Origin of the sequence: Pandoraea sp. NPDC087047 (assembly GCF_044745225.1) — a bacterium.
Classification (GTDB): domain Bacteria; phylum Pseudomonadota; class Gammaproteobacteria; order Burkholderiales; family Burkholderiaceae; genus Pandoraea.
Genome location: NZ_JBIUZU010000003.1, coordinates 322,381 through 344,656, shown reverse-complemented (window position 1 = coordinate 344,656; position 22,276 = coordinate 322,381). Strand labels below are relative to the sequence as shown.

Sequence of the window (22,276 nt, the reverse complement as noted above, 5' to 3'; positions counted from 1 at the left end):
GGGGCGCTCGATCACCGAGCGCCCCGTCTGTTTTTGGCTGACGCGGTGCGTGCCGCGCAGGCGGACGTTACACCACCACCATCTGTGAAATCTTCTGCGCCGCCTGTTGCAGGGGCGCGAGGAATTTGGCTTCCATTTCGGCGGCAGACGTTCGGTTGGCCTGACCGCTCACGTTCATCGCCGCGATCACCTGACCGGCGCGATTGCGAATCGGCGCCGCAATCGAGATCAGCCCTTCCTCCAGTTCCTGATCGACCAGCGCCCAGCCCTTCGCGCGCACGCCGAGAATGCGTTCGCGCAAGGTGTCGATGTCGGTAACGGTGCGTTGCGTGTGCTGACGCAGCTCGGCGCGGCGCAGTACCGCGTCGAGTTCGTCGTCGGGCAGCGCGGAGAGCATCACTCGTCCCATCGATGTGCACCACGCAGGCAGACGGCTGCCGATCGACAGGTTGATCGACATCACCTTGCGCACCGGCACGCGCAGCACATAGACGATGTCGTCGCCATCGAGCACCGACGCCGAACTGCTCTCCTGCACCTGCTGGACCAGCGCTTCCATGAACGGCTCGGCCAGATTCCACAGCGGCATCGACGTCAGATAGGAAAAGCCGAGGTCGAGAATGCGCGGCGTGAGCCGGAACAGGCGCCCCTCGCTTCGCACATAACCCAGCGCTTCGAGCGTGAGCAGAATGCGGCGCGCCCCGGCACGCGTGAGGCCGGACGCCTGCGCGACTTCCGAAAGCGTCTGCGCCGGCCGCGCTGCGTTGAACGCCTTGACCACAGCCAGCCCGCGCGCAAACGACTGCACATAAGAGTCGCCCGGCTTCTTGTCGGTCGGTTCGGTAGGGTCGTTCGTCACAGGGCTCATGTATTCAGTTGTTGGCTATCTTCGCGTGAACGGCAAGCGTAATGGATTTGCGTCAACGGTTCTACCGCGCGACACAAGCCATCTCACTGCCTGGATATCGCAAGCCCCCCCCCGGGCCGGTCCTCGCTTGACGCCCGACATGGGAAGGCTTACGCTGTTCTTATAGCGAATATTTGTTCTCTGTAAGAACATTGTGAACCAGACGATGCCGCCGCACAAGACGCCATCGCCGGGAGACAGCCCACAGGGGCGGGTGTGCGCCAGCGCATCAGTTCGGTGGAAATGATGGAAATGCCCAGGAGGCACGTGTGATCAACAAGATTTACGACTCGCTCGCCAGCGCGGTCGCGGACGTTCACGACGGCGCGACGATCATGATTGGCGGCTTCGGCAACGCCGGTATGCCCTCGGCGCTCATCGACGCGCTGATCGATCAGGGCGCGCGCGATCTGACCATCGTCAACAACAACGCCGGGAACGGCGAGACGGGCCTCGCCGCCCTGCTCAAGGCCGGGCGCGTGCGCAAGATCATCTGCTCGTTCCCGCGTCAGACCGATTCGCAGGTGTTCGACGGGCTCTACCGCGCGGGCAAGATCGAGCTGGAACTGGTGCCGCAGGGCAACCTCGCCGAGCGCATTCGGGCCGCGGGCGCCGGCATTGGCGGCTTTTTCACACCGACCGGCTACGGCACGCTGCTCGCCGAAGGCAAGGAAACGCGCGTGATCGACGGCAAATCGTATGTGCTCGAATCGCCGATCCACGCCGACTTCGCACTCATCAAGGCGCTCAAGGGCGATCGCTGGGGCAACCTCGTGTACCGCAAGACCGCCCGCAACTTCGGCCCGATCATGGCCACGGCGGCGAAGTGCGCCATCGTTCAGGTGGACGACGTCGTCGAGCTGGGCGATCTCGATCCGGAAGCCGTGGTCACGCCCGGCATCTTCGTTCAACGCGTGGTCGCGGTGCCGAGCGCCGCACGCGCCTGATCCGCATCTGAACCGGAGCACTCCATGAGCCATGTGAACCGATTGACCCGCGACCAGATGGCCGCCCGCGTCGCCCAGGATATTCCCGACGGCGCCTATGTGAACCTCGGCATCGGCCTGCCGACGGCCGTTGCCAACCACCTGCCCGCCGAGAAGGAAATCATTCTCCAGAGCGAGAACGGTGTGATCGGCATGGGCCCGGCCCCCGCCAAGGGCGAAGAGGACGAAGACCTCATCAACGCCGGCAAGCAACCCGTCACGCTCAAGCCGGGCGGCGCGTTCTTCCACCACGCCGACTCGTTCGCGATGATGCGAGGCGGCCACCTCGACTTCTGCGTGCTGGGCGCGTTCCAGGTCTCGAAGACGGGTGACCTCGCCAACTGGCACACCGGCGCACCCGATGCGATTCCGGCCGTTGGCGGCGCGATGGATCTCGCCAGCGGCGCGAAGCAGGTGTTCGTCATGATGGAACACCAGACCAAGCAGGGCGAGAGCAAGCTCGTCGAGCAATGCACTTATCCGCTCACGGGCGTGGGTTGCGTCACGCGCATCTATACCGATCTCGCTGTGATCGACGTCACGCCCGAAGGGCTGCGCGTGGTCGATATGGTCGACGGCCTATCGTTCGACGAACTACAACGTCTGACCGGTGTGACGCTACTGCCCTCACCGGCCGTTGCCTGACGCTGCGCAAGACACCCTCGCCGGGACACCGCTCGATACACCGTGATGTCACCCGGCGATTTTTTTGACGTGAGAGATTCCCCCGCGAATCTCTATCCGCTATCCGCTATTCGCCATTCCGTGAGGTAGACAAATGAGTGAAGTCTTTATCTGCGACGCGATTCGCACCCCTATCGGCCGCTACGGCGGCGCGCTGTCGTCGGTGCGTGCCGACGACCTCGGCGCCATCCCCCTCAAAGCGCTCATGGCGCGCAATGCCAACGTCGACTGGCCCCAGGTCGACGACGTGATCTTCGGTTGCGCCAATCAGGCGGGCGAAGACAACCGCAATGTGGCGCGTATGTCGTCGCTGCTCGCGGGACTGCCGCAAGACGTGCCGGGCGCCACGCTCAACCGCCTGTGCGGCTCGGGCATGGACGCCATCGGCACCGCTGCACGCGCCATCAAGGCAGGCGAAGCGGGTCTGATGCTGGCAGGCGGGGTCGAGAGCATGAGCCGTGCCCCGTTCGTGATGGGCAAGGCGGCGAGCGCGTTTTCGCGTCAGGCGGAGATTTACGACACGACCATTGGCTGGCGCTTCGTCAATCCGTTGATGAAGGCGCAGTACGGTGTGGATTCGATGCCCGAGACGGGCGAGAACGTGGCGACCGAGTTCGGCATCAGCCGTGAAGATCAGGATCGCTTTGCCGTGCGTTCGCAGGAGAAGGCCGCGCGCGCTCAGGCGAACGGCACGCTGGCCGAGGAAATCACGCCGGTGTCCATCGCCCAGAAGAAGGGTGAAGCGATCGTGGTGGATCGCGACGAACACCCGCGTGCGACGAGCATGGAAGCGCTCGCCAGACTCAAGGGCGTGGTACGCCCTGATGGCACCGTGACCGCCGGTAACGCTTCTGGCGTCAACGACGGCGCCTGCGCTCTGCTGCTGGCAGACGAGGCGAGTGCGGCGCGCTTTGGCCTGACGCCGCGTGCCCGGATACTGGGCATGGCGACGGCAGGGGTAGCACCGCGCATCATGGGCATCGGTCCGGCTCCCGCAACGCAAAAACTGCTCGCGCGGCTCGGTATGTCGCTCGATCAGTTCGACGTCATCGAACTCAACGAAGCGTTTGCGAGCCAGGGCCTGGCCGTGTTGCGACAACTTGGCGTGGCCGACGACGATCTGCGCGTCAATCCGAATGGCGGCGCCATCGCGCTGGGCCATCCGCTCGGCATGAGCGGCGCACGTCTGGTCACGACGGCGATGTATCAGCTGCGGCGTTCCGGTGGTCGCTTTGCGCTGTGTACGATGTGCATTGGGGTCGGCCAAGGCATCGCTATCGCCATCGAAGCGGTGTAAGACAACTGCACCGCCGATGTTTCCGGGCCGGAGCACGCGTGCGGGACTGGGTAAGTCTCGCTACGCCGCACCGGAGTCCCGTGCGCACGATCAGTGCCGCGCGGGACTCGTCTGCCCTTCTGTCTCCTTCTTTCCGTCCTTCCTGTTGTTGTGCTGAGCGCTCAGACGGCCTTGGCGACGTCGCGCATAACGGCGTCGAAGAACGTGGCCTGCGCCTCGGCTTCGCTGCGGGCATAAGCACGGTTGATGCCGCTGATGACCGCGCGAATCGACGCCGTCGTCAGATTTGCATCGATGCCCACACCGAACGCGCTGCCGACGATGGTCTCGCCTGCCATCTCTGCAATGGCAATGGCGCGAGCGTCGGCCCCTTGCGTGAGCGCGCGCTCCTCGTAGTGCTGCACACGCACCGGCGTACGCATCGCGTGCATCAGTGCATCGAGCGGACCGTTACCGGTGCCAGACACCGTGGTGCGCTGACCTTGAATGTCGACGGTCAACGTGATGTGCTGACGGCCGTCGCGCTCCGAGAGCGTGTGACCGATATAGGCGACCGGCTCGTTGGACGCCACATATTCCTTCTGGAACAGTTGCCAGATCTGCGGCGCGGTGATTTCTGCGCCCGTCTCGTCGGTGTAGCGCTGCACGGCCGAGCTGAAATCGACCTGCAAACGACGCGGCATCTGCACGCCATACGCCTGCTCGAGCAAGTAGGCGATGCCCCCCTTGCCCGACTGGCTGTTCACGCGAATGATCGAGTCATACGTGCGGCCGAGATCGCTCGGATCGATGGGCAAATACGGCATTTCCCAGAACGTGTCCGGTTGTTGCACGGCGAAGCCCTTCTTGATGGCGTCCTGGTGCGAGCCCGAAAACGCGGTGAAGACCAGATCGCCGACATACGGGTGACGCGGATGCACCGGCAACTGCGTGCATTCTTCCGACGTGCGAGCCACTTCGTTGATGTTCGAGAAGTCGAGGCCCGGGTCGACACCCTGCGTGTACAAGTTCAGCGCGAGCGTGACGAGATCAACGTTACCGGTGCGCTCGCCGTTGCCGAAGAGGCAACCTTCGATACGGTCGGCGCCGGCCATCACGGCCAGCTCGGCCGCGGCCACGGCCGTGCCGCGGTCGTTGTGCGGGTGAACCGAGAGGATCAGCGAATCGCGACGAGCGAGGTTACGGTGCATCCACTCGATCTGGTCGGCGTAGAAGTTCGGCGTGCCGATTTCCACCGTGGCCGGCAAGTTGACGATGGACTTGCGCTCCGGCGTCGGCTGCCATACGTCGAACACGGCGTCGCAAACTTCCTTCGCGAATTCGAGTTCGGTGCCGGTGAACGTCTCGGGGCTGTATTGCAGCGTCCATTGCGTGTCGGGGGCGGCGTCGGCGCAGCGCTTGATCGTCTTGGCGGCAGACACGGCGAGCGCCTTCACGCCCGGCTGGTCGAGGTTGAAAACGATGCGGCGGAATTCGGGGGCGGTGGCGTTGTAGAGGTGAACGATCGCGCGCGGTGCGCCCTTGAGCGAGGCGAACGTGCGTTCGATGAGGTCGTCGCGGGCTTGCGTGAGGACTTCGATGGTGACGTCGTCGGGGATATGACCGCCTTCGATCAGCTCACGCACGAAGTTGAAATCGGTGTCGGATGCCGACGGGAACGCCACTTCGATTTCCTTGAAGCCAATGGCGACGAGCGTCTTGAACATGCGCATCTTGCGCTGGGCGTCCATCGGCTCGAAGAGCGCCTGATTGCCGTCACGCAGATCGGTGCTCATCCAGATCGGTGCACGCGTGATGGTGCGATTCGGCCACTGTCGGTCCGGAATGTTGACCGGAGTGAAAGGGCGGTACTTCGTGGCAGGGTTCTTCAACATGGCGGGTCTCGATTGTCAGCAAAAGTGTCAACCGGACGACGCACAGACGCAGATAAGCTACGACCTCCGGTTGGATGAACCGGGGCTCAGGTCGGCGTAACTGGGGAAAATCAGCGGTGCTTCAGTGAGGAATTCAGACGATGCACGCGCGCAGCAACGGACCAAGCCCGGTGGAGCGGGCTAGTAGTCGTAGCGAGAGGGAGAATTGCGCGGTGATCATGTCGCACATGAGATCACACAATTTCGGACGCTGTCAACCATGATGTGTCACCTTGTGACATTCCCACTCCTTCAGCGGCACCGCCGAGGTGCACTTGATCTCGTCGAGACAAACGCTCGACTTGACCGCGCTCACGCCGGGAATGCGCATCAGCGTATCGAGCAGAAATTCGGACAACGCCTTCAGATCGCGGGCAACGACCTTGAGCACGTAGTCGATGTCGCCCGTCACGGAGAAGCACTCCTGAATCTGCGCCAGTTCCGCGACCAGTCCCTTGAATTTCAACAGATCGCGAATATGGCCCCGCTCCATCGTCACATGGACGAACGCGACGACGCCGAGACCGAGTCGTTGCGCATCGAGCCGCGTGTCGTAGCCCTTGATCACGCCCATTTGTTCCAACCGGCGATGACGCCGCAGGGTCTGCGCAGGCGAGAGACTGATCTCCTCGGCCAGTTCCAGATTCGACATTCTCCCGTTGGACTGCAAAATCGCCAGCAGGTGTAAGTCAATTCGATCGATCTCGATGTTGTGCACTTTTATTTCCCATTTGCCACGTCTTAGAAATATTAGTGCATAACTTAGGGTTTCCCTAGCCGGTTACGAAATCCTATTTTGTCGCGAGGCACTTACACTGTCCGTCATGGAAAGATGAAAATATACGCGTGACCCATGCTGCAGCAAGGGTTTCGACGAACGGAACGACTGAATTGCCATTTCCCGACTCATCGGTCGGCAAAACACAATTTTGTTTCACCGCCGAAGTTATTCCGCTCCGCACTGCGGGACAACCACCGCGCAACGCACGCGTCCAACGAATCTACCCCTACAAATATCACCTCCCCCAACCGAGACGATCATGGCCGACCTGTTTGAAAATCCGATGCAATTGATGGGCTTCGAATTCGTGGAATTCGCCTCGCCCACGCCGAACGTTCTCGAGCCCATTTTCGAACAGATGGGCTTCACACTCGTGGCGCACCATCGCTCCAAGGACGTCCTGCTGTACCGCCAGGGCGACGTCAACTTCATCGTGAACCGCGAGCCGAACAGCAACGCAGCCTATTTCGCTGCCGAACACGGCCCGAGCGCCTGCGGCATGGCCTTCCGCGTGAAGGACTCGCACAAAGCCTACGCCCGCGCACTTGAGCTCGGCGCTCAGCCGGTCGAGATCGAGACGGGTCCGATGGAACTGCGTCTACCGGCGATCAAGGGCATTGGCGGCGCGCCGCTGTACCTGATCGACCGCTTCGAGGAAGGCAAGTCGATCTATGACATCGACTTCGAATACCTCGATGGCGTGGATCGTCATCCGGTAGGCCACGGCTTGCGCCAGATCGATCACCTGACGCATAACGTCTATCGCGGCCGCATGGCGTACTGGGCCAATTTCTACGAGAAGCTGTTCAATTTCCGCGAGATCCGCTACTTCGACATTTCGGGGGAATACACGGGCCTGACGTCCAAGGCGATGACCGCGCCGGATGGTAAAATCCGCATTCCCCTGAACGAGGAATCGGCCAAGGGCAGCGGCCAGATCGAGGAATTCCTGATGGCGTTCAACGGCGAAGGCATTCAGCACATTGCGTTCCTCACCGACAATCTGATCGAGGTCATCGATCGCCTGCAAATGGCCGGCGTCGATCTCATGACCGCCCCGAACGACTTCTATTACGATGCGCTCGAGACCCGCCTGCCGGGTCATGGTCAGCCGGTCGGCGAGCTCAAGGCACGTGGCATTCTGCTCGACGGCACGACCGCAAACGGCAAACCGCGTCTGCTGTTGCAGATCTTCTCGAAGACCCTGCTCGGCCCGGTGTTCTTCGAGTTCATCCAGCGCGAAGGCGATGACGGCTTCGGCGAAGGCAACTTCAAGGCGCTGTTCGAATCGCTCGAGCGCGACCAGATCGAGCGCGGCACGCTCAAGGTCTGAGTTCAGGGGAGACACGGTCGTTCGCTCGCGCGAACGATCCCAAAGCACACGGCGACGGCGTCAAAAGCGCCGCGCCGTGGCGGCTCTACGGTTCCGGTTCGTTCATACCGAACGAAAACAGAGAAACGCGCCGATTGCAATAAAGCCAGGGAAAGGAACAGACATGTCCGCCAACGCAGCACAAGAAGGCTCGCTTCATCGCGGCCTGAAGAATCGCCACATCCAATTGATCGCGCTGGGTGGCGCGATCGGCACCGGCCTCTTTCTCGGCATCGCTCAAACCATCAAGACCGCCGGCCCATCAGTCCTGCTGGGCTACGCCATTGCCGGCATCGTCGCGTTTTTCATCATGCGCCAGCTCGGTGAAATGGTCGTGGACGAACCCGTCGCCGGCTCGTTCAGCTACTTCGCCAACAAGTATTGCGGTCAGTTCGCGGGCTTCGTGTCCGGCTGGAACTACTGGGTGCTCTATGTGCTGGTCTCGATGGCCGAGCTCTCCGCCGTTGGCATCTACGTTCAGTACTGGTGGCCTGCGATCCCCACATGGGTCTCGGCGCTCGTGTGCTTCGGCATCATCAACGCGATCAATCTCTCCAGTGTGAAATCGTATGGCGAGATGGAGTTCTGGTTCGCCATCATTAAGGTCGCCGCCATCGTCGGCATGATCGGGTTCGGCGGCTATCTGCTCTTCTCCGGCAACGCAGGGCCCGAGGCCAGCGTGGCCAACCTGTGGCAGCACGGCGGCTTCTTCCCGAACGGCGTGTCGGGTCTCGTCATGGCGATGGCCGTGATCATGTTCTCCTTCGGGGGACTGGAGCTCGTCGGCATTACGGCGGCGGAAGCGGACGATCCGTCGCGCACCATTCCGCGCGCGACCAATCAGGTCATCTACCGTATTCTGATTTTCTACGTGGGCGCGCTCGGCGTGCTGCTCTCGCTGTATCCGTGGGAAAAGGTCGTGACCGGTGGCAGCCCGTTCGTGCTGATCTTCCATGAGCTCAACAGCAACTTCGTCGCCAACGTGCTCAACGCCGTGGTGCTGACCGCCGCCCTGTCCGTCTACAACAGCGGCGTGTACTGCAACAGCCGCATGCTCTATGGTCTGGCCGGTCAGGGTAACGCGCCGCGTGCACTGCTCAAGGTCAACGCCCGTGGCATTCCGCTCGCAGCGCTGGGGGTCTCGGCGGCCGCCACCGCCGTGTGCGTGGTGATCAACTACTTCATGCCGGGCAAGGCGTTCGAACTGCTGATGGGTCTGGTCGTCTCCGCGCTCATCATCAACTGGGCCATGATCAGCGTGATCCACCTGGCGTTCCGTCGCGCCAAGGCGCATAAGGGTGAGACGACGGTGTTCAAGAGCCTCGGCTATCCGCTCACGAACTACCTGTGTCTGGTGTTCCTCGCCGGCATTCTCGTGGTGATGTTCCTGATCCCGGACCTGCGCCTGTCCGTCTACCTGATCCCCGTGTGGCTGGTCGTGCTCGGCGTCGGTTATCGCCTGCGTCAGAAAAACAGCGCCGCCCCGGTTCCGGTCAGCGCAACGCGTTAAAAAAATCAACGCATCACGCCGGGCGTCCACCGCCCGGCGCGCACCCGGCAATCACGCACTAGCGGTATCATCAACCGTTTGCCACCGCCGGGATCGCTCGACCTTGGCTGGCCTGTCGGCTCCCACGAGCCTGCATCACCGATTTTCTTTCGTTTATCCAGGAACTGCCATGTTCGAACATATCGATGCCTATCCCGGTGACCCGATCCTCTCGCTCAACGAGAATTTCGCGAAGGATCCGCGTGCCAACAAGGTCAACCTGAGCATCGGCATCTACTACGACGACGATGGCCGTCTGCCGGTCATGAACGCGGTGCGTCAGGCCGAAGCGCTGCTGCTGGCCGAAGTCGGTCCGAAGCCGTATCTGCCGATGGCCGGTTTCGCCAACTATCGCGACGCCGTGCAAGGTCTCGTGTTCGGCGACGACTCGCCCGCACGCAAGAGCGGCAGCATCGCCACGGTGCAAACGCTCGGCGGCTCGGGCGCCCTGAAGGTCGGCGCCGACTTCATCAAGCGTTACTTCCCGGACTCGCAAGTGTGGGTAAGCGACCCGACGTGGGACAACCACCGCTTCATCTTCGAGCGCGCCGGATTTACCGTGAATACGTATCCGTATTACGACGAAGCCACCGGCGGCCTGCAATTCGAAGCCATGGTCGACGCCATCGACAAGCTGCCCGCACGCAGTGTGGTGCTGCTCCACGCTTGCTGCCATAACCCGACCGGCGTCGATCTGAACAACGCCCAGTGGGTGCAACTGATCGACGTGCTCAAGAAGCGCGAACTGCTCCCGTTCGTGGACATGGCGTATCAGGGCTTCGGCTCGGGCATCGACGCCGACGCATTTGTGATTCGCGAACTGGCGTGTCAGGGCCTGCCGGCTTTCGTCGCCAATTCGTTCTCGAAGAATTTCTCGCTGTACGGTGAGCGTTGCGGCGGCCTGTCGGTCATCTGCGAATCGCCGGAAGCCGCCGATCGCGTGCTGGGTCAGCTCACGAGCGCGGTGCGTTCGAACTACAGCAATCCGCCGACGCATGGCGCGAAGATCGTCGCCAAGGTGCTGAGCACGCCGGAACTGCGCAAGTCGTGGGAAGACGAACTCTCGACGATGTGCCAGCGCATCATGCGCATGCGCGGTGCGATCCATCAAGACCTGCGCGGCCACGTGCCGGACCACATGCTCTCGCGCTATCTGGAGCAACGCGGCATGTTCACGTACACCGGCCTGTCGGCAGCGCAGGTCGATGTGCTGCGTGACGAACATGGCGTCTACCTGATTCGCTCGGGCCGTATGTGCGTGGCCGGGCTGAACAATAACAACGTCGCTGTGGTGGCCGACAGCATTGCCAAGGTGCTGAACAACGCGTAAGCGTCGGTCGACATCCGACATCGGAAGCAAGCAAGGAAAAAGGACGGCACACACCGTCCTTTTTTTGTGCCCCCGCCGGGCGCGTGTGCGCGCGGGGTCGACGCCGTCGCCAGCACACCGACGCGCTTGGCGTTATATTGAGCGCTCCGCGGCGTTGTTGACCGCTCATCACGAATGCAACGATCCCCATGTCCGATCAGTCCCCCGATTTGTCCCAGTTTCCGATCACGCGCAAGTGGCCTGCTGCGCATCCCGAGCGTCTGCAACTGTATTCGCTGCCCACGCCCAACGGCGTGAAGGTATCGATCATGCTCGAAGAAATCGGTCTGCCCTACGAAGTGCATCTCGTGAGCTTCCAGACCGACGACCAGTTCACGCCGGCATTCCTGTCGCTCAACCCCAATAACAAGATTCCCGCGATCCTCGATCCGAGCGGTCCCGGCGGCAAGCCGCTGCCGCTGTTCGAGTCGGGCGCAATTCTCTGGTATCTCGCCGAGAAGACCGGCAAGCTGCTGCCCGTCGATCCGGCCGCGCGTTACGAGACGCTGCAATGGGTGATGTTCCAGATGGGTGGCGTCGGCCCGATGTTCGGCCAACTGGGCTTCTTCCATAAATTCGCCGGCAAGGAATACGAGGACAAGCGCCCGCGCGACCGCTACGTCGCCGAATCGAAGCGCCTGCTCGGCGTGCTCGACGCGCATCTGGCCGATCGTCAGTGGATCATGGGCGACGAATACAGCATCGCCGACATTGCCACGTTCCCGTGGATTCGCAACCTCATCGGCTTCTATGAAGCGGGGGAGCTGGTGGACTTCGAGCAGTTCAAGAATGTGCAGCGTGCCCTCGGCGCATTCGTTGCGCGTGCCGCAGTGATTCGCGGGCTCGACATTCCGAAGCGCCCCGCCTGAGCGCACGGCAAGTCGCGTCACGTAATCGCATCACGTAAAAAAGGCCGGTGCATCGATGAGATGACCGGCCTGAGAACGCGATGTTGCACGAGGAGGTCATGCACCGCCGGACGTCGGACCGACGACCCGGCGGGTACTGCCAGGAACTACATCAGCACTACGTCACTGCGGTGAACCTGAACGTCTGACATGCCCGTCAGGCCGACTTCTTGAAGCGAGCCGCTTCCTCCGAGCCGCCCGTGGCGTTACCGGCGCTGTACGAGTGCGCGCCCACGCCTGCGAGCTTGCCGCCCTGCACGATCAGATACTCGTTGCGAATCGGACGGTTCTCGAAATAGCACTCCAGGATTTCGCGCGTTCCGGCGGCGTAACGCGTCTGCGCGGAGAGGCTCGTGCCGGAGATGTGCGGCGTCATGCCATGGTGCGGCATGTGACGCCACGGGTGGTCGGCCGGCGCCGGTTGCGGGAACCACACATCGCCGCCATAACCGGCGAGCTGGCCGCTTTCGAGCGCGGCTGCCACGGCGTCGCGATCGCACAGCTTGCCGCGTGCGGTGTTGATCAGATACGCGCCGCGCTTGAAGTGCTTCAGGCTGTCGGCGTTGATCATGTGCTCCGTTTCCGGGTGCAGCGGGCAGTTCAGCGTGACCACGTCGCAAACCTTCGCCAGGCTCTCCAGGCTCGTGTGGTGCGTGAGGTTCAGTTCCTTCTCGACCGATTCCGGCAGACGGTGGCGATCGAGATAATGCAGATGCGTGCCGAACGGCTTCATCAGACGCAGCACACGCAGACCGATGCGCCCTGCGGCCACCGTCCCCACGTGCATGCCCTCCAGATCGTACGAACGCTCGACGCAATCGGCGATGTTCCAGCCGCCCTTGAGCACCCAGTTGTACGACGGCAGGTAGTTACGCACGAGAGCAAGCGTCGTCATCATGACGTGTTCGGCAACGCTGTTGCTGTTGCAATACGTGACTTCCGCGACCGTGATGCCGTGCTCCATGGCAGCTTGCAGATCGGTGTGGTCCGAGCCGATGCCGGCAGTCACGATCATCTTCAGCTTCTTCGCACACTTGATACGCTCGGCCGTCATGTAGGCGGGCCAGAACGGTTGCGAGATCACGATTTCGGCGTCGGCCAGTTCGCGATCGAGCACGCTGTTGTCGCCGTCCTTGCTCGACGTGACCACGAGCTGGTGCCCGTTCGATTCGAGGTATTTGCGCAGGCCCAGTTCGCCCGACACGCTACCGAGCAGCGCGCCCGGCTGGAAGTCGATGGCGCGCGGCGTCGGCAACGTCTGACCGTCGGGGTAGCACTCGATCTTCGGCAGATCGTCGCGGGCGTAGGTCTTCGGGTATCCGGTGACGGGGTCGTCGTACAGTACACACACAATCTTGGCCATGATGTCTCGCTCCTGAATGGTTATTTGCAAGATGTCTGCTTGGCGGCGTATGACGTCGTCGCTGCATTGAGGCCAATGATCGGTGTATGTGTCTCGTCTGGAAAATCGTTCCGGCCGATCGGTTGATCGGTGAGACCTATCAATGCCCCGACCCAGGGGAGAGTGTGCGGATATCGGCCGGTGTTTCGTTTCGGGTGGATAGCGTCGTGACCGCACGCTATGCGGCAGCTCGGGGCTGCGGATATGCCGTACGCCGTTATAGCGTCATAGCGTCATGCAGGCAGCAGCGAGTCCAGCCTTGATTGCAGATCCACGGACCGGAATGCGGCGACGGCCGCTTCGAGCAAAGGCGGACGTGGCTGCCGTTCGCGCAGGATCAGACCGATCTCGCGGTGCAGCGCGGGTTGCAGCGGTATGGCGTGAAGCTCGTCGCGCATCTCCGCCAGACACAACACACTGTGCGGCACGATGCTGAACAGTCCCGCGCATCGCACATGCGCGTACAGCGCCATGAGCGAGTCCGTCTCCACGCGCGGTGACGCCGATGTCCCCGCACGCGCCAACGCGGCATCGATCCCCTGCCGGCACTGCATATTGCCCGTGAGCAGGCACAGCGGCAGCTTCGCGGCTTCGTGCCACGAGAGCGACGTGCGTGCGGCCAGCGCGGATTCGTCGCGGGCGATCAGCACATAGCGTTCGCGGAACAGAGAGATGGTCTCGAACTCGCGCAAACGTGGATCGTCGAGGTAACTCAGGCCGACGTCCAGATCGAGTTCGGAGAGTTGACGCAGCGCCTGGGTCGCAGACAGGGTGTAGACCTCGTGGCGCATGCCGGGGAAGTCGCGCAGACAGGCGTCCGTGAGCAGCGGGACGAGCGGCAACGCCGTGGGGATGGCGCCGATGCGCAGGCAGCCGGTGACTTCACGTCGGCTTGCACTCGCCTCCTGACGCAGACCTTCGCAATCGGCCAGCACCTGACGCGCCCAAGCCAGCACCCGCTCGCCTTCCGGCGTAAAACCTTCGAAGCGGCGACCGCGTCGCACGATCGGCAGGCCGAATTCCTCTTCGATGCTACGGATCGCGCCGGAGAGTGTCGGCTGCGACACGTTGCACAACTCCGCTGCGCGACGGAAGTGCTGCGCCTGCGAGAGCGCCACGAGATAACTCAACTGCCGGATAAACATGGCTTGCGTCCTCCCCCGATGCCGAATGTCGGCGATGTCGCGGCAGATGCATCCGCTACCGCTATATCGTTATGAATATAGCGCAAGCCATGACGGGTCAGTCATGAGAATGTGGCATAACTGTTATGGGGAATCCGCCCGGTGAGCCACCGGGCGGCAGACACGCTTACTGGCCGGGGGCCGTGGAACCCGACGATGCGGGACTCTGAGGTGCGGCGGGCGGCGGGAACATGGTTCCGACAGCCGGGGCGGACGCGCCTGTGGCGCCCGTCGCAGACGAGCCGCCCGGCCCGTTCCACTCGCCCGGCACGCCCGGGATCGTGGTGCCGTGGGGGGCGCTCGCCGGTGGGGCGTACTCCGGCTGCGCCAGCACCGCCGACGCCACCGGCACGGGCAACGGCCCGGCATCGCTCGCGGCGCCAGGCGTCGATATCGTGGGTGCGGGTGCAGGCGCCGGCGCCGGAGCTGCCGGACGCTTTACCGGTGCCTTCGGCCAGGGCTCCGGCGTCTTCGCGAAGCGCCCCGTCACCCAATCGGAGGCGCGCGTCCACCAATCGCTGTACCAGTGACGGTTGTCCGGCGCTTCGAACTTCGCGTTCGCGTCGATCACCTTGGCACGCAACGCCCGCGAGAACACATCCCCGACAATCGGCAACGCGCTGTGTGCGCCCTGCCCCCAGTAATCGCTGCGCAGCGTGATACGGCTGTCGTTGAAGCCGACCCACGCCCCGGCGACCAACTGCGGCTGCATCAGGATGAACCAGCCGTCGGTATTGTTCTGCGTCGTCCCGGTCTTGCCCGCCACGTCGGCGCGAATTCCGAAACGCGTGCGGATCGCGTTGCCCGTGCCGCGATTGACAACGCCACGCATCGTGTCGAGCAGCGTGTAATCGTCGTTCTCCGATAGCGCACGCTCGGGACGCGCCGGTGAGAACGTCGCCAGCACGTCGCCTTCGCTGTTCGTGATTTCGGTGACCATGGTCGGCTCGCGATACTCGCCACCGTCCGCGATCGTGCCGTAGGCGGCCACCATCTCCTTGAGCGACACCGGGCTCGTGCCCAGCGCCAGCGACGGCACCGGATCGAGCTTGCTCTCACGCACGCCCATCGCGCGCGCCAGTCCCGCCACGCGCGATGGCCCCACGTCCTGCATCAACTGCGCAGTCACCGTGTTACGCGATTGCGCGAGCGCGTCGCTCAGCTTCATGGGCTTGTTGGTGGGCGCCGTGTCGTCGCTCGGTCGCCAGATCTCGCCGCCCGCCAGCGGGATTTCGACGGTCTGATCGACGATGGTGTCGTCCGGCTTGCGTCCCTTGATAAAGGCCGCACCGTACACGAATGGCTTGAACGTCGACCCCGGCTGACGGCGTGCCTGCTGCACGTGATCGAACGGATCGGTCGTGAAGTCACGGCTGCCGACCCACGCGCGAATCTCGCCCGTGCGCGGATCGATGGCCAGGAACCCGGCTTGCACGCGAGTCTTCGTCACGCGCAGATTCTGCATAAAGGTCTTGTCGGCGAGCAGACGTTTCATGGCCGCCTCGGGCGCTTCGCCGCCAGTCACCGCATTGCGATACTCGGCCGACTCGCGCACGAATGCCTGCACCAGCGCCGTGCTGTCACGCCAGCCGCCGCGCGCCGACCAGTTCGCATCGGCAATGCCCTGCAACTGATTTGCCTGACGCGTGAGCGCCTGCGTCGCCATCGTCTGCAAACGCGAGTCGATGGTGGTGTGCACGACCAGACCGTCTGAATAGATGTTGTAGTCGTTGCGATCCGCCCAGCCGATCAGCCATTTTCGCAGTTGTTGCGCGAAGTGCGGCGCGGGCCCCGGCTCCTGCGTCTGACGCTCGAAGTCGATGCGCAGCGGACGCTTTTGCAGCGCGGCGAGTTTCGACGCGTCGAGATCCCCGTACTTGACCATCTGCGCGAGCACGGTATTACGGCGTTGCAGCGCGCGCTCGGGATTGATCACCGGGTTGTAATAGCTATTGCCCTTGAGCATGCCGACGAGCGTGGCTGCCTCGACGACATCAAGCTGATCGGCCGACTTGTCGAAATACGTGCGCGCCGCCATCTCGATGCCGTACGCGTTGTACAGGAACGGCACCGTGTTCAGGTACGTTTCGAGAATCTCCGGCTTCGTGTACAGCGCCTCGATCTTGAGCGCGGTAATCGCTTCCTTGATCTTGCGGGTAAGCGTGGGGGCGCGGCCGATGTCGTCCGGATACAGATTGCGTGCGAGCTGCTGCGTAATGGTCGAGCCGCCCTGACGGTCACCCGAGAACGTGCGCAAGGCCGCCCCCGCCGTACGCTTCAAGTCGATGCCGTGGTGCTCGTAAAAGCGGTGATCCTCGGTCGACACCAGCGCTTTGACCACATTCGGCGAGACATCCTTGATCGACACCCATTCGCGATTCGACGGCCGGAACTCGGCGATGAGCTTGCCGTCGGCAGACAGCACCTGTGCCGGCTGGTCGACTTTCGCGCGGCGGATATCGCGAATGCTCGGCGTGAACGGGATCAGGATCAGCGTGTAAGCGACGAGCAGACACGGTAGTGCCGCAATCGCGATAAGGACGCCCCGACGCGTGGGGTGGCGCAGGTGATACCAGGCGCGAGCCGCATATGGTTGCAGGGGTTGCAAAAGACGCAGACCATACCGTCCCGCTCGGACGAGGGCATGGAGAAGCGATGCAAACAGCGATGACAGCAGCGACGAAATCGGGCGCTTCACGATGGGGGAACGCGTGGCAAAGTCCGCATCCTACCAAAACGCACAGCCCCCCGACCCGCGCGACAGTTTGTCGCACAATGCACACGCGTTTTCCCGCGCTTGACGCGCATCAAGTCCGCCGGCGTCACCTGCTTCTACCATCGGTCGTGCTCACTCACGACTTTGGAAAACACCATGAAGCACTCCCTCGGCGCCGCGGCAATCGCAACCGCGCTGGTTACCGGTGCCGCCTTCTTCAGCAACGCTGCCACGGCGCAAACCACCACACAGACATCCGGCGACGCCGCCCCCGAGACGGGAAAGACCTTCGGCTTCATCAAGGACAGCTCGCAAGGCATCTATGCCGGCGACATCCTCGCGCGGGTGCGTGCCATCGGCATCCTGCCGGACTCGCACGCGAGCGGCAGCGTGCTGCCGACGCTCGGCGTGACCGTGAACAACGCCATCGTGCCCGAGCTCGACTTCACGTACATGATTCTCGACAACGTCGGTGTCGAACTCATTCTCGGCATGTCGCGCCATCAGCTCACGTCCAACCTCGGCCATCTCGGCGGTGTGAACGTGTTGCCGCCGACCCTGCTGCTGCAATACCACTTCAACCACGCAGGCAAGGTGCGTCCGTATGTCGGTGCGGGTATCAACTACACGCGTTTCTGGAACAGCAACCTGAACGCGGGCGGCACGCCAATCTCGATCAAGAACCACAGCGTCGGTCCAGCCCTGCAGGCCGGCGTGGACATTCAGATGACCAAGCGCTTGTTCTTCAACTTCGACATCAAGAAGATCTGGATGAAGACGGACACCTCGCTCGCGGGCACCGATCTCGGCACGCTGCACATCGACCCGCTGATCGTCGGCGTTGGTGTGGGCGTGAAGTTCTAACGCTCCGACGTTCCGTTCCGGTGGGGAGCGCCACGCGCTGGGGGGCCGTGGCGCTCCTTTTTTTCCGGTTCCGGCAGGCGATGCGGCAAATTGTCGCGCCCTCCCTACATGAGAACGCAAAGCATTTACGCCGCGCGACGACAGCACCTACAATGCCTGGTTCCCTGATGTTCACATTGATGTGATTTCACCATCACATCGCTCAGCCCCTAACCCGGTCAAGGCATGCGCAAGCTCCGTCAGCATCGCGTCGCAATCGGGATCGCCCTGCTGGCGATCCTGCTGGCAGCGCTCATGCCTGCGATTGCGCAGTGGCGGGCCGCCATGCAGCAGGACCCTTTCGCGGTCTACTGCACGGTGCAGGGCACACAGGCGGCACTGGGAACGGCGACGACACCGCGCGCCGAAGCCCAGCGCGAACAGGCCCACGACGGCCACACCGGCCACGACGACGCCCAGGCCCCTCCCGCTCACTCGCAGGCCGCAGGTCTGCACAGCAGTCACGGCGGCGCCGATCATTCGCTCGCCTCGGCAGACCATTGGGAGAAGTGCGGCTACTGCGCACTCTGGGCCCATCAGCCGCTCGTCACCACCGATTTTCTGTCCCTCCCGCCCGTCGCGCAGGCTGGCATCGACGACGCCCCCCGAGCGTCGATACCGCACTACCCGCGCGCCCGTTTCTCCGACGCCTTAGCGCGCGCACCGCCCGTTCTCTCCCTCTGATCCTCCCGACTTCCGGTCATTGGCTGTCAATGCCGGGAGCTTGCGCCGAACGCACCGGGCGTTGATGCTCGTTTCGTCGTTCACGCTTGTCGCGTGGATGCGTTGCGTGCATTGCGTTCATCAGGTGCATTCGGCACCCACGATCATCAGGCGGCCGCTTAGCGGTCGCGAGAGAGACATTCATGTCACGTTCCATGACGCAGAAGCCGTTGCAAACGGCCATCGCGCTCGCCCTTGCCTCGCTGGGCGGCACCGCACACGCACTCACCACCGATCCCGTCGCCGATTCCGCCACCGATGCCGTCATCCATCTCGCCGCGACCGGCACGAGGGTCGCCGTCGACGGTGGCGCCCCGGCAGCCACCTTGCCCGTCACGAACGTGACTGCGCAGGCGGAGTCGCTCACGTCTCCCAGCGTTGCCGACCAGAAAGCGAACCTCTTCCAGACGGCGGGCTCCGTCGGTTTCGTCGACGCCGATTCGTATCAGAACACCTACGCTTTCAACCTGCGCGACGTTCTCAAGGACAGCCCGGGCGTCTTTGTGCAGAACCGCTACGGGCAGGAACTACGTGTGTCGATTCGCGGCTCGGGCATTGCCCGCGGGTACCATGTGCGCGGCCTCGAAATCCTTCAGGATGGCATTCCGACCAACTCGGCCGACGGTAGCGGCGACTACTATCAGATCGACCCGATGGGGCTGCGCTCGACCGAAATCTACAAGGGCGGCAATGGCCTCACCTACGGTTCGACGACCCTCGGCGGCGCCCTGAATTTCGTCACACCGACGGCCTACACCGCAGACGCCCCCAACCAGTTCCGCCTCGAAGGCGGCAGCTTCGGCACGGTTCGTGCGAGCGGCCAGATGTCGCGCATCTTCGGTCCGCTGGACGCCCTCGCGACCGTCACCCTCAATCGCTCGGACGGCTATCGCGATCACGCCAAGGGCAATTACGCCCAGATCAACGCGAACCTCGGCTACAAATTCTCGCCGCGCGTAGAAACACGATTCTTCTTCGGCGCGTACATCGTCGATCAGAAGCTGCCGGGCACGCTGTCGCTGTTCGACGCGCTCAACAATCCGACGAAAGCCGCCGCATCGTCCGTCACCGGCGACCAGGCGCGTAACTCACGCACCGAGCGACTCGGCAACCTGACGACCATCCGCTTCGATGTCGGCCAGCTCGACATCGCGTCGTGGGTGATCCACAAGAGCCTGTATCACCCGATCTTTCAGGTGCTCGATCAGGACGGCTGGACCTACGGCGTGGCCCCGCGCTACACGGCCAATCTGACGCTTGCCGGCATGCGCAACGACCTGATCGTCGGTGCGCGCTTCTTCGGCGGCAACACACAGGCCAATCAGTACGTCAACGTGAACGGCAATCGCGGCGCGCAGACGCTCGACTCCCGTCAAAGCGCGTACAACTACGAGGCGTATTTCGAGAACCGCCTGTTCTTCCTGCCAACTCTCGGCCTGATGGTCGGCGCAAAGGCCTATCGCGATGTTCGCCAATACTTCGATTACGGTGGCGTGCCCGGCGACACCAACTATCGTTCGACGAGTGCCGCCTACTCGGGCGTCAATCCCAAGATCGGTCTGCTCTGGGAGCCGCGCAAGGATGTTCAGGCGTTCATCGACGTCACGCGCAGCGCCGACGTGCCCGATTTCACCGACCTGTCGCAAACATTCGGCGCAACGTCTCGCTTCGTTCCGCTCGCATCGCAGCATGCCTGGACGATTGAAGCGGGCACTCGCGGCAAGCTCGATCGCGTGGCGTGGGACGTGACCGCCTATCGCTCGCTCGTCCGCGATCAGTTGCTCCAGTACACGACATCTCCCGACATCCCGGCATCCACGTTCAACGCGAACAAGACCGTGTTGCAGGGTCTCGAAGTCGGCGCGTCGGTCGATGTGTTCAAGAACGTGCTCGCCACCGGCGATCGTGTGACGCTGGCGCAAATCTGGAACTACAGCGACTTCCGCTTCCGCGACGACCCGCAGTACGGCAATAACCGCATCGCCGGTGTGCCGACGAACGTGCTGCGCACGACCCTCGGCTATGCGTTGACCGATCGCTTCCAGATCGCCGCCTCGCTCGACTGGGTGCCGACCGGCGCATGGGTCGACTACGCGAACACCATGCGCGTGCCCGGCTACACGCTGATCGGTTTGCAGGCGTCGTACCTGGTTCAGCGCGGCGTTACGTTCTATGTCGATGCACGTAACCTGACCGACAAGCGCTACGTCTCGGACCTCAGCACCGTGACCGATGCCCGCACCGCCAACACCGCCGTGTTCTATCCCGGCGACGGCCGCAGCGTGTTCGCAGGCGTGCGGTTGGCGTTCTGACCGGGCGTTAAACGCACGCCGATTGAGTCTCGGGCGAGTAAGCCGATTCAGGCACTGATTCAGGCTCCCGCGCCCGAACTGATTCCGGTGTGACGAACCCAGCCCCACTCACCCGGATTGCGCGACGGCCATCACGGCGTCGCGCAGGGTCTTACGGCATTCCTTGCACCGAAGGACGCTCAGAGCATACGGCGCAGCGTGTCGTCGCGCCGGAAGTAGTGGTGCCACAGCGCCGCCAGCGCATGCAGACCAATCACCCAGTAGAACGCGGTGCCCAGCGTCTCGTGAATTTCCTTGATCGACCGGCGCAGTTCCGTGTCCTTTCCGACGAACTGCGGCAGTGCGATATCCAGCCCCGGGATGATGAGAACATGCCCGCCGGCATTCAGCGTCAGATAACCCAGCACCGGCTGCGCAAACAAAAACAGGTAGAGCAGTAAATGCACGGCCGCCGACCCCATGCGCACCAGCCATCCCTGACCCGGGAGCGCCGCCGGTGCGCCCGCGATCAATCGCCATAACAGTCGCGGCACCGCCAGCACCAGTACCGCGATCCCGGCCCACTCGTGGATCGTCATGGACAACGCTCGCGGGGCGCTGCCTCTGGGCAAATACCCCTTCGTGATGACGGCGGCATACGCAATCGCGATCAGCAAAGCGACCACCCAGTGAAAAAAGATCGCGGGGGGCGTATAGCGCCCAACGGACGACAACGGCGAGCCGGGCGAATGAAACTTCATCGCTTTTGCCATCTCGGGTGGACTCCTCTGGTTTGGGATAGCCCCCATTATCGCGCCCGTCCTGTGACGCGAGAAGGTCGCAAATCGTCACATTTTGTTACGCGAAGTTTCCTCCCGACATTCGGATTCCTCCCTCCCATAAGTCAAGCGGCTATGCCGACAATACGCCTCGGCGCACACAAAGAGCGCGATCTCGGTGTCCCTTCGATGAACCTCCTTGGCCGGTGCTCTCTCGGCCGGCCTTTAAAGCCCTGCTCGCAGGGCTTTCTTTTTATCTCCGCAATAAATTCCTTCCTCCTGTCTCCTCAAGGCTCGACCACGGCCCGACGCACATCGCTGGAGCCATCACCGAGCCGTCTCGCTGCGGAGCAACATTCGCCATGTGCATCGGTGAGGCCAGCTTATCGCGGCAGTGCAACTAAAGGTCTGTGAACTATCCGAGAGAATGTGTGTACGAATGCAAAAGCGGCAATGTCCGCACTCTGTCTAGGACGAATCCGAGCCCAAAGATAGGACGACACCGCGAAGTG

The 22,276-nt window shown here is 62.9% G+C and carries 17 protein-coding genes; 10 read left to right on the top strand and 7 right to left on the bottom strand.

All coding sequences use genetic code 11. The features are described from left to right. Window positions 1-67: 67 nt before the first annotated feature. Complete coding sequence (locus ACIPHM_RS07100; protein ID WP_400326062.1) at window positions 68-868, bottom strand: IclR family transcriptional regulator; 801 nt, start codon at window positions 866-868, stop codon at window positions 68-70. A gap of 308 nt (window positions 869-1,176) precedes the next feature. Between ACIPHM_RS07100 and ACIPHM_RS07095 the strand changes: the two genes are divergently transcribed. The 3 genes from ACIPHM_RS07095 to pcaF all read left to right on the top strand — a co-directional run bounded on the left by ACIPHM_RS07095 (window position 1,177) and on the right by pcaF (window position 3,874). Then, window positions 1,177-1,854: a 3-oxoacid CoA-transferase subunit A gene (locus ACIPHM_RS07095; protein ID WP_400326059.1), complete on the top strand. Its 678-nt coding sequence runs from the start codon at window positions 1,177-1,179 to the stop codon at window positions 1,852-1,854. 33 nt (window positions 1,855-1,887) lie between these two features. After that, window positions 1,888-2,538 carry a CoA transferase subunit B gene (locus tag ACIPHM_RS07090; protein WP_400326550.1) on the top strand — a complete coding sequence of 217 codons (651 nt, stop codon included), beginning with the start codon at window positions 1,888-1,890 and terminating at the stop codon, window positions 2,536-2,538. Between the two features lie 133 nt (window positions 2,539-2,671). Continuing rightward, window positions 2,672-3,874: a 3-oxoadipyl-CoA thiolase gene (gene pcaF, locus ACIPHM_RS07085; protein ID WP_400326057.1), complete on the top strand. Its 1,203-nt coding sequence runs from the start codon at window positions 2,672-2,674 to the stop codon at window positions 3,872-3,874. A gap of 161 nt (window positions 3,875-4,035) precedes the next feature. On the opposite strand, the gene leuA is transcribed toward pcaF, so the two are convergent. Together leuA and ACIPHM_RS07075 are read right to left on the bottom strand one after the other, a co-directional pair. Then, window positions 4,036-5,748, bottom strand: coding sequence for a 2-isopropylmalate synthase (gene leuA / locus ACIPHM_RS07080; RefSeq protein ID WP_400326055.1), 1,713 nt, complete (start codon window positions 5,746-5,748; stop codon window positions 4,036-4,038). A 253-nt stretch (window positions 5,749-6,001) separates the two neighbouring features. Then, window positions 6,002-6,505, bottom strand: a complete 504-nt coding sequence (locus ACIPHM_RS07075; protein ID WP_400326052.1) for an Lrp/AsnC family transcriptional regulator — start codon at window positions 6,503-6,505, stop codon at window positions 6,002-6,004. A gap of 322 nt (window positions 6,506-6,827) precedes the next feature. Here ACIPHM_RS07075 and hppD point away from each other — a divergent pair, with 322 nt between their 5' ends. The 4 genes from hppD (at window position 6,828) to ACIPHM_RS07055 (ending at window position 11,727) form a co-directional block, all read left to right on the top strand. Continuing rightward, complete coding sequence (gene hppD, locus ACIPHM_RS07070; RefSeq protein ID WP_400326049.1) at window positions 6,828-7,901, top strand: 4-hydroxyphenylpyruvate dioxygenase; 1,074 nt, start codon at window positions 6,828-6,830, stop codon at window positions 7,899-7,901. Window positions 7,902-8,064: 163 nt separating this feature from the next. After that, entirely contained in the window at window positions 8,065-9,450 is a 1,386-nt protein-coding gene (locus ACIPHM_RS07065) for an amino acid permease (protein ID WP_400326047.1), read from the top strand. 169 nt (window positions 9,451-9,619) lie between these two features. Next, a complete protein-coding gene (locus tag ACIPHM_RS07060) occupies window positions 9,620-10,819 on the top strand; it encodes an amino acid aminotransferase (protein WP_400326044.1) in 1,200 nt (399 codons plus the stop codon). A gap of 188 nt (window positions 10,820-11,007) precedes the next feature. Continuing rightward, the gene (locus ACIPHM_RS07055) at window positions 11,008-11,727 is read left to right on the top strand and encodes a glutathione S-transferase N-terminal domain-containing protein (protein WP_400326042.1); all 720 of its coding nucleotides are present in this window, start codon (window positions 11,008-11,010) and stop codon (window positions 11,725-11,727) included. A gap of 196 nt (window positions 11,728-11,923) precedes the next feature. Here the strand turns inward: ACIPHM_RS07055 and ACIPHM_RS07050 are convergent, their stop codons facing one another. The 3 genes from ACIPHM_RS07050 to ACIPHM_RS07040 form a co-directional block, all read right to left on the bottom strand. Next, entirely contained in the window at window positions 11,924-13,129 is a 1,206-nt protein-coding gene (locus ACIPHM_RS07050) for an NAD-dependent formate dehydrogenase (protein ID WP_400326040.1), read from the bottom strand. A gap of 272 nt (window positions 13,130-13,401) precedes the next feature. After that, window positions 13,402-14,313: a LysR family transcriptional regulator gene (locus ACIPHM_RS07045; RefSeq protein ID WP_400326037.1), complete on the bottom strand. Its 912-nt coding sequence runs from the start codon at window positions 14,311-14,313 to the stop codon at window positions 13,402-13,404. Window positions 14,314-14,479: 166 nt separating this feature from the next. Then, entirely contained in the window at window positions 14,480-16,969 is a 2,490-nt protein-coding gene (locus tag ACIPHM_RS07040) for a penicillin-binding protein 1A (RefSeq protein WP_400326548.1), read from the bottom strand. Window positions 16,970-17,224: 255 nt separating this feature from the next. Here ACIPHM_RS07040 and ACIPHM_RS07035 point away from each other — a divergent pair, with 255 nt between their 5' ends. The 3 genes from ACIPHM_RS07035 to ACIPHM_RS07025 all read left to right on the top strand — a co-directional run bounded on the left by ACIPHM_RS07035 (window position 17,225) and on the right by ACIPHM_RS07025 (window position 21,006). Beyond that, window positions 17,225-17,932 carry an OmpW family protein gene (locus ACIPHM_RS07035; RefSeq protein WP_400326035.1) on the top strand — a complete coding sequence of 236 codons (708 nt, stop codon included), beginning with the start codon at window positions 17,225-17,227 and terminating at the stop codon, window positions 17,930-17,932. A gap of 225 nt (window positions 17,933-18,157) precedes the next feature. Further along, the gene (locus tag ACIPHM_RS07030) at window positions 18,158-18,655 is read left to right on the top strand and encodes a DUF2946 family protein (RefSeq protein ID WP_400326032.1); all 498 of its coding nucleotides are present in this window, start codon (window positions 18,158-18,160) and stop codon (window positions 18,653-18,655) included. A gap of 182 nt (window positions 18,656-18,837) precedes the next feature. Continuing rightward, on the top strand, window positions 18,838-21,006 hold the full coding sequence (locus ACIPHM_RS07025; protein WP_400326031.1) for a TonB-dependent receptor family protein: 2,169 nt from the start codon (window positions 18,838-18,840) through the stop codon (window positions 21,004-21,006). Window positions 21,007-21,185: 179 nt separating this feature from the next. On the opposite strand, the gene ACIPHM_RS07020 is transcribed toward ACIPHM_RS07025, so the two are convergent. Beyond that, window positions 21,186-21,758 carry a cytochrome b gene (locus ACIPHM_RS07020; RefSeq protein WP_400326028.1) on the bottom strand — a complete coding sequence of 191 codons (573 nt, stop codon included), beginning with the start codon at window positions 21,756-21,758 and terminating at the stop codon, window positions 21,186-21,188. Window positions 21,759-22,276: the final 518 nt, after the last annotated feature.